Origin of the sequence: Ruminococcus sp. B05, from assembly GCF_003628495.1 — a bacterium.
GTDB classification, from domain to species: Bacteria; Bacillota; Clostridia; order Lachnospirales; family Lachnospiraceae; genus Schaedlerella; species Schaedlerella hominis.
Genome location: NZ_RBZR01000035.1, coordinates 19,106 through 27,994 on the forward strand (window position 1 = coordinate 19,106; position 8,889 = coordinate 27,994).

Consider the following 8,889-nt stretch of genomic DNA (forward strand, 5'->3'; position numbering starts at 1 on the left):
GAATATCATAAATCGAGGGTAAATGCAAAAAAAGAAGAGTCGGATTCTTGCGAAATCCAACTCTTACTCAAAGATTTATTATTCTGGTTTGTATTCGTCAAAATCGTATTTGATTGTTCCAAATGGTGTCTCCTGCTCACGAAGTGCGATTGACTTAGAAAGTGCTTTAATCTCATCTGCTGTTACACTGCGTCCGAGTTCACTCGAAAGTACAACACCTTCTGATAAGAATGCTGTCTGCATAGCAATGTATGGAGAATCAATTCTTGTAGTGTCGTCCAATTCGCCTCTAAGGTATGAGTACCACTGTAACTGGTTGTCGTTATACATTTCCATTTCAGGATGAAGCATAAGTTCCTGCTGTCCTGTGATGTCACCGATTGCACAGTCTAATTTATTTTCAAAGAGAACGCCATCTTTATCAACCCCGAACCACTCAAGTCTTGGTTTCTGAAGCATTCCGCCACCCATAATCTGTCCGCCTTCTGGAACTGCAAGAGGGCCACCTGTTGTATCTACATCGATGAATTTCAGTCCACCTTCAGAACCTGCTACGAAGCTTGTTCCGATTTCATCCATGTGGATTGCCCAATCTTCATAAATATCCATTGAAAGGCCACCTTTGAATCTTGCAATACCAACACCCAGGTCTTCTACTGGTGCAATACGGTTTGTGATTTTATCGATTCTTTCATCTGTCCAGTAATCGCAAGACTGTACACCGTATACGCTTTCAAGTTCAGGCATACCTAATACATAAAGCATCTGTGCCAAGTGATAGATTCCAAGGTCGAAAAGTGGTCCGTGAACACCAACCTTTGGATTGATGAAGTCTTTACTAAAGAATGGCATATCATATCCAGGACGTCCTTGTCTTCTGTGTCCGACACTTCTTGCATGGTAAACTTTACCAAGTTTTCCTTCTTCGATCATTTTCTTAGCGATACGAGTCTGTGGGTTGTAGATAGAACTGATCTGAATAGCCAGTTTCTTTCCATATTTTTTCTGTGCATCATAAAGAATCTTAGCGTCTGCATAGCTTGCTGACATTGGTTTCTCTGAATAGCAGTCAAATCCTGCTGCCATAACAGCTGTTGCTACTGATGTATGAAGGTTGTTATGTACACAAACTTCTACTTCGTCGATGTCATCTCTCTTGAGCATCTCACGGAAATCCTGGTACAGATTTTCCTCTGGAATACCATACTGTTTTCCAAATGCTTCCAATTTGTCTTTGTCGATTTCTGCTGCAGCTACAACAGTAAGTGCCTGTCCCTGTTTTTTCAGGTTGTTGATAACTGTCATATGTCTGTGAGAAATCATACCTGTTCCGATAATTGCAATTCTAATCTCTTTCATTATTATAGTTCTCCTTCTTTATTTTAATGAAATATTGTTATTTCTCTACCATCCTAAGATTTTCAGATATTCACGGCTTCTTCTTGCACATTCCAATGGATCCATTTCGTAATGCTCATCCTGCTCTACGATAACCCAGTTTGCATTTGCTTTAATAGAAGCATCTAATACCGGCTCCCAGATCATCTGTCCAAATCCTACTGGACGGAATCCGAAGTATCCTGTATCTCCTTCTTCCTCTTCTGTATCAATACCGATGAGCTTATACATGTTCTTTACTTCACCTTTTTTGATGTAGTCTTTCAAATGTACAACTGGAATACGATCTGTATATTTTTCTACAAATTCCGTTGCCTCTCCTGTTGCTACATCACACCAGCAAGTATCTAACTCTGACATCAGATGGTCATGAGGAATTGCTTCGAACATTGCATCATATCCCCATCTTCCGTCTGGAAGTTTTACAAATTCGAAATCATGGTTGTGATACAAGAATGTCATACCTGCATCATGGATTTTCTTTCCTACTTCGTTAAGAAGAGGTAAGAAGCTCTCAAATCCCTCTGGATTAACCGGACGATATTCCTCTGCCATGTAAGGCATAACAAGATATTTTACACCGATTGTAGAGTAATCTTTCAGAATCTGATCCAGATTCTCCATCATTTCTGCAAATGCAACGTGCGCACTGATTGGTACAAGTCCTACTTCATCCAGAATTGCTTTTACATTCTCTGGTTCCAGACCATACAGTCCTGCGAGTTCTACACCGTCATATCCCATATCTTTGATTTTCTGCATCACATCCTTGAAATTTTCCGGAGTGTTTTCCAGAAGATCTCTTAACCCATAAACCTGTATTCCAACTGGAAGTTTGTTAGCCATTTTTATTTCCTCTCTTTCTTTTTACTCGGCAGTTCTTTTGAACTTCTCTTCGTTTTATATTTACAGTTTAGCACTTCTCCAATCATGAAACTTCTTCGTAATTATTCAAAAAACAGTTAATTTTTTGCATTTTTATTTTTTTAATTTCAGAAAAAACGTTTTACAGCAAAATTTCATGTACAATTTTTGTTCTTGACAATAATATTTATCTTTCTTGTTTTTAGCTCTTCTGATTACAGAAAAAAGCAAATGGTCTGAATGCTTTTCGCATCCAGACCATTTGCTTTTATTCTTTTTATTCTTCTGTTTCCCCTGTATGTTTCGGCAAGAACAAGCTGAGAAGTAATGATACCACAAATACTCCTGCAACTGCATTTCCATTAAAGATATCACCTACTGCTGCCGGGAATGCAGCAAAGAAGTTTCCATCTGTCTGAGTTAAACCAACACCAACACAGAATGCAAGTGATACAATGATCATTGTTCTGTTGTTGAATTCGCAATCCTTCATCATCTTCACACCTTCATACATGATAGATCCGAACATCATAACTGTACATCCGCCAAGTACTGCCTGTGGAAGTGAGTTAAAGAATGCTCCAAGTGGTGGGAATAATGATGCTAAAATCAAAATAATTGCTCCCATTAAGATTGTAAAACGGTTAATAACGCCTGTCATTGTTACCAATCCGACATTCTGGCTGAAAGATGTAAGCGGAAGACATCCAAAGCATCCTGAAATCGCACTTGAAAATCCATCAACTGCAAGAGACCCCTGCAATTCTTCCATTTTTAAATCTCTGTCCAATGCACCTTTTGCTATTGCTGTTGTTGCACCTGTTGTCTCCGCAGCAGATACAAGGAACACGATTGCAATTGTAAAGAATGCACCAAGATTAAATACCGGCTTGTGGCTTGTGAAGAACACAAGTCTTGGAATACTTACAAATCCAACCTCTTCAATTGTTTTTGCAATTCCTGAAAAGTCGATCATCGGAGCAATTCCTGTAACCGTAAAAATTGCAGATAATATGTAACCTCCAATTAATCCTACCAAAACGTTCAAGTTCTTATACACACCTTTTAATAAGTAACTAGATACCAGACAAATCAGTAATGTTACAGCTCCGATAAATAAATGGTACCATGCACCGAATGTTTCTGAGCCGCTTCCACCTCCCCATGAGTTCATTCCAACAGGAAGCAAAGACAATCCGATTGCAACTACTACGCAGGCAGATACGATTGGTGTCAGATATTTTTTCCAATACTGTGCACTGAGTCCGACCAAACCTTCAAAAATACCACCGAGGATAACTGCTCCAACCATACCTTCATATCCAAGATCAGGATTCGTACAGATCATTAACAGGCTTCCAAGGAATGTAAAACTAACTCCCATAACGATTGGCAGTTTGGAACCGATTTTCCATATCGGATATAACTGTAAACAAGTACCTATACCAGCTACAAACATTGCACACTGCAATAATCTTGTAATCTCTACCGCAGTCAGATGATCTCCTGTCCCCCTCACAAGAGCTGCACTACATACAATCAATACAGGTGCTAAGTTCGATACAAACATAGCCAATACATGCTGCAATCCAAACGGAATTGCTTTATTAAGTGGAACTCGTCCGTTTAACTTGTAAATATTCTCTTCACTTACTGTGGTGATATTTTCCTCTTTATTAACTTTCATACCAAATACCTTTTTCTTTCATAAACTTTTTTCTAAATTGCATCCGCCTCTTCATTTTTTCCGAGTCTTCGCAACATTGTCTTTTTCACCGCTCTTAGTATATTCTCATATCCTGTACATCTACACAAATGTCCTGACATTAATTTTCGTATTTCATCATCAGAAAACTCTCTTTTTGCATTTAAAATTTCAGTTGCACTCATAATACATCCTGGTGTACAGAATCCACACTGCACAGCTGCTTCATCTATAAATGCCTGCTGAATGTCAGATAATTCGCCATTCGGTCCTGCAAGACCTTCTAATGTAAGAATTTCTTTTCCTTCAGCCCAGACTGCCAGATAAATGCAAGAGTTAAAGCATTCGCCGTCAATAATAACATTACATGCTCCACACTCCCCTACTTCGCATCCTTTTTTTACACTGGTCATTCGAAAATCATCTCGAAGTACGTCCGTAAGCGAAGCACGGACATCGATCATCTTCTCAACTTTTTTTTCATTGATCGTACAAGAAAGTAATTTATACTGCTTACTCATCTATCTCACCTCCTGCCAGTCGAATTGATTCTGTCAAAGCTCTCTTAGCAAGAACAACTGCAATATGCTGTCGGAAATCCTTAGCAGCTCTCCAACTGTCTCGTGGATTAATGTCTTCTAATACAGCTTTTGCAAATTCTTCAACAACTTCTTTTGTTACTGGTTTTCCCTTTGCAACCTGCTCTGCTGATGGTGCTCTCATTGGCACTGGACCCGCAACACCATATGCAATTCTGACATCCTCAATTGTTTTTTTATCTTCGGACAGTTTTACATTAACCGAACAACCTGTAGTTGCAATATCCATGGCATTTCTCATAGCATATTTAATATAATGTCCAGAATAACCTTCATATGATTCTTTCGGTATAATAATTGCTGTCTGAATTTCTGCTGGTTTCAGGTCTACAACTCCTGCTTTTATGTAAAAATCTTTAATCGGTATTCTACGTACACCTTCCGGTCCTGTTATCTCTACCACAGCATCCCACGCATGAAGTGTTGATGCTGAATCCGCAGAAGTTACACCATTACATGTATTTCCACCGATTGTTCCAATATTTCGGATTTGTGGTCCTCCTACCATATCAACTGCTTCCCCAAGTACATTGATATGTTTCTGAATAATCGGATCTTTTGTAATATGTGAAAAGCTGGTAAGCGAACCGATACGAATTGCACCGTCTTCTTCGTATGAAACTCCTCTCATTTCATCGATCATATAAATGCTGACCAGCTCTTTTCCTGCTCTTTTTCCTTCTCTCATCTGCACAAGTACATCGCTTCCCCCTGCAATGATCTGTGCTTCTGGATGTTCCTGTAAAAGTATGATCGCATCTTCTACATTTTCTGCTTCATATAACGCTTTAATATCGTACATAATCATTCGCCCCCTTCTATCATATGTTCTTCTTTTAATTTACGGAAGAGATTATGTGGATTTACCGGTGCATCATTTACAAATACGCCTGTTGCATGGTATACCGCATTACGGATTGCCGGTGCAATAGAACATGTAGGCGGCTCTCCTAATGATTTTGTTCCAAATGCACTTGTAGGCTCTGGATTTTCAACAAAATATGCTCGTAAATTTGGATGATCCATAAATGTTGATAATTTGTAATCCAATAAGTTATTATTCAATGCTCTTCCTGTCTTTGGATCAAACAACAGTTTTTCTGACAATCCAAAGCCAATTCCCATACTCATACCACCATGTACCTGTGCCTCAGCCAATGCAGGGTTGATAAGTGTTCCTGCATCATGTACATTTACCAGGTCAAGCAATTTAACCTTGCACATTGGAATATCTACTTCTACTTCTGCAAATGTACATCCAAATGAATATGCATTGGATTTAATCTGTGCTGTACTCTCTGCTGACAGATGCTGACTGTGATTTAAGCTATACAAAGCTTCTGTTGACAATTCTCCTAGAGACATCAGTTCTCTTTTGTCTGTCACACGTACAATCTTACCATCAATAATATCTAAGTTATATTCCGGCATACGTGTCAGCTCATGTGCATATTTCAAAATGTGTTCTTTCAAAAGTGATGCTGTCTGACGAATTGCAAATCCTGCTGTATATGTCTGACGTGATGCATAAGCTCCTGTTCCAAATGGAGTTATATCTGTGTCCTGACATGAAACAACGTGTACCATGTCCATTGGAACTCCAAGCACATCTGCTGTCATCTGAGCGTATGCTGTATCAGCACCCTGTCCGATCTCAGTTTCTCCAAGCTGTACCTGAAGGGAACCATCCTGGTTAAGTACCATTCTACAAGAAGAAGTTTCAAGAGATATCGGCCATACTGCTGTGTTGTACCAGAACACTGCCATTCCGACTCCTCTTCTTACATCACCAGTCTGATTCTTATATTCTTCGTATTTTCTCTTGAAATCTGTAGCTTCCATACCTTTATCAATACACTGATTAAATGTATCAGAATACAATTCATTTTTAGAAAATGCATCTACAAATCCAACCGGCATCAGATTTTTACGTCTGAATTCTATTGGATCCATATTCAATTTCGCTGCTACTTCCTCTGTGTGACATTCCACTGCCCACATTGCCTGTGGAATTCCATAACCACGCATAGCACCTGCTACTGATTTGTTTGTAAATACAGTATAGGCGTCTGCCTCTACATTGTCACATGGATAAAGCTGTGGAAATGCTCCGACTCCTTTGGCGCAAATACTATGTCCATGAGATGCATATGCACCCTGATCAGAAAATGCTTCTAGCTTACGTGCCGCAAACGTTCCGTCCGGTCTTACCCATGAAACAATGTGGCTATGAATTGCATGACGTACACGAGTTGATACGAAAGTTTCTTCTCTTGGAACATCTAATTTTACTAAATGACCGCCAACCTGCAAACATAACCATGCACACAATGGCTCGTACAATACATCCTGTTTGTTACCGAATCCACCGCCAATATATGGTTTGATAATACGGATCTTACCCCAGTCTATTCCTAATGCCTGACCACAGACACGACGAACGATATGTGGAATCTGTGTTGAGCTAACAATTTTGATTCGATCAGCTTCCTTCTCAGCATAACAAATAAAGTTTTCAATATGACAATGCTGTACCGTTGGTGTGCTATACCATCCCTCTACTTTGATCAAACCAGGTTCTTTGATTGCTTCCTCATAATTTCCTTTACGGATTGTTGTATGTTTTAAAATATTATTCGGATAGTTCTCATGTAACTGTGGTGCTCCATCCTTCATTGCTTCATGAACGTCCAGTACAAATGGATATTCTTCATATTCTACTTTAATAACACGAAGTGCCTGTGCTGCTGAAACTTCATCTTCTGCAATAACTGCTGCTATATCATCCCCATAAAATCTTACCCTGTCTGTTAACACCAATCTGTCCGCTACATCCTGATGCGATTCATCCGTTGACCATGGATGTCCGGCTGTCGGGAAATAATGTTTTTCTTTTAAATCAAAACATGTACAGACCTTTACTACTCCCGGAATTTTTTCAGCCTCTGTTGTATCAATAGAAATAACCTTTCCATTTGCAATTGTTGAATGCAAAATACGTGCAACATACGCACCTTTGTCACACAAATCGTCCGTATATCGTGTACGTCCGATTACTTTATCATATGCATCGACACGAGTTACTTTTTTACCTACATACATTTTTCTTCCTCCCTTTTATCCTTTTATTTTTACCGCACTCTACGATGTGTTTAAAAAACATTTTCTCCGTTAACATAATATTCAAGTTCTTTTTTCATAATCATATATTGCGATTTCGTAATGACTATCTTGCCCTTGTTCAATTGTATTAGATTTACTTCTTCTAATTTCTTAATATTACGGTTTAATGTCTTCATAGATATGCCAACTTCTTCCGAGATTCTTGTTCTTGTCTGTTTTAATTCAAGTTTTTCCGGTAATGGCTGCTTTTGTTCATATTTTCGAACTAAATGTACCATCAACCGGTCTTTTCCTTCCATAAACAAATACCTTCTTGCCTCTGCAGTCTGCATAACTAACCGCTTCATATTTTCCTGTGTCCGCATATATAATGCATCTACATCCATATGCATCCATTCCATATAATACACACAAGGAATTGCAAGCAATCGACACTTTGTAGATGATAAAATGTCAATTCTATAATTATCCATTCCTGCAAAACACTCGATTTCTCCAAAGAAATCTCCCGGTCCAAAATCTTTAAAGTAATAAGACTTCTCATTCATCGGCCATTCTATTCCGGTTACTTTACCAGATAAAACGATATATATATATTTACACTCTTCTCCAGCTTTAATAAATGTCTGATCAGCTTCTATTTCCACAACTGACATATAATACTTTACTTCTTCCGTACAATTACGAAAAAGAACATTCATGTATTCTCGTTTTTTGGATGGTAACCCCTTAAAAATTTCCACGCTTTGCTCCTCCTTTTGATATATTATATTTTGAAATGAAAAGTCATTAAAAGGTCAAGTGACTATTTTTCTTTGCTTTTTTTATTTCTAGCGAAATGTACAATTTTGCACGATTAATATAGATTTATTATAATCTTTTTTAGTACTTTTTACTATAATAATTTTTTACATGCATTGGGAAAATCAAATATCATAATGTAACTTACCCGATTTTTTGGACAAAAAAAACACGTTTAAGAATTATTCTCAAACGTGTTATCTATCTCTTTTCTTATTCTATTTCACATGTACCTTCAAAACTGCATACAAAGTTTTTTTCATCCATCTTGTTCCTATCACCTGTTCTGGTTATGCCCTCGACCTATTAGTAACAGTCAGCTCCATGTGTTACCACACTTCCACCTCTGCCCTATCTACCTCGTCGTCTTCAAGGGGTCTTACTAACTTGACGTTATGG

General features: G+C 38.3%; 7 protein-coding genes and 1 rRNA gene. All 8 read right to left on the reverse strand.

Annotated elements, in window-relative coordinates; translation table 11 throughout:
* Positions 1-78: 78 nt before the first annotated feature.
* A complete protein-coding gene (locus D8Q48_RS15635) occupies positions 79-1,359 on the reverse strand; it encodes a Gfo/Idh/MocA family oxidoreductase (RefSeq protein WP_117989457.1) in 1,281 nt (426 codons plus the stop codon).
* A 45-nt stretch (positions 1,360-1,404) separates the two neighbouring features.
* The gene (locus D8Q48_RS15640; RefSeq protein WP_121057155.1) at positions 1,405-2,244 is read right to left on the reverse strand and encodes a sugar phosphate isomerase/epimerase; all 840 of its coding nucleotides are present in this window, start codon (positions 2,242-2,244) and stop codon (positions 1,405-1,407) included.
* Positions 2,245-2,539: 295 nt separating this feature from the next.
* Positions 2,540-3,949 (reverse strand): solute carrier family 23 protein, encoded by a 1,410-nt coding sequence (locus D8Q48_RS15645; protein WP_117989455.1) that lies wholly within the window; start codon positions 3,947-3,949, stop codon positions 2,540-2,542.
* A 32-nt stretch (positions 3,950-3,981) separates the two neighbouring features.
* Positions 3,982-4,488: a xanthine dehydrogenase subunit XdhC gene (gene xdhC / locus D8Q48_RS15650; RefSeq protein ID WP_121057157.1), complete on the reverse strand. Its 507-nt coding sequence runs from the start codon at positions 4,486-4,488 to the stop codon at positions 3,982-3,984.
* The gene (gene xdhB, locus D8Q48_RS15655; protein WP_121057158.1) at positions 4,481-5,368 is read right to left on the reverse strand and encodes a xanthine dehydrogenase subunit XdhB; all 888 of its coding nucleotides are present in this window, start codon (positions 5,366-5,368) and stop codon (positions 4,481-4,483) included. Before xdhB ends, xdhC begins: the two co-directional genes overlap by 8 nt.
* Positions 5,369-5,370: 2 nt before the next feature.
* Positions 5,371-7,668, reverse strand: a complete 2,298-nt coding sequence (gene xdhA / locus D8Q48_RS15660; RefSeq protein ID WP_117989452.1) for a xanthine dehydrogenase subunit XdhA — start codon at positions 7,666-7,668, stop codon at positions 5,371-5,373.
* A 50-nt stretch (positions 7,669-7,718) separates the two neighbouring features.
* Positions 7,719-8,432 (reverse strand): Crp/Fnr family transcriptional regulator, encoded by a 714-nt coding sequence (locus tag D8Q48_RS15665; protein ID WP_117989451.1) that lies wholly within the window; start codon positions 8,430-8,432, stop codon positions 7,719-7,721.
* Between the two features lie 344 nt (positions 8,433-8,776).
* Positions 8,777-8,889 (reverse strand): 23S ribosomal RNA (locus D8Q48_RS15670); the annotation flags it as partial.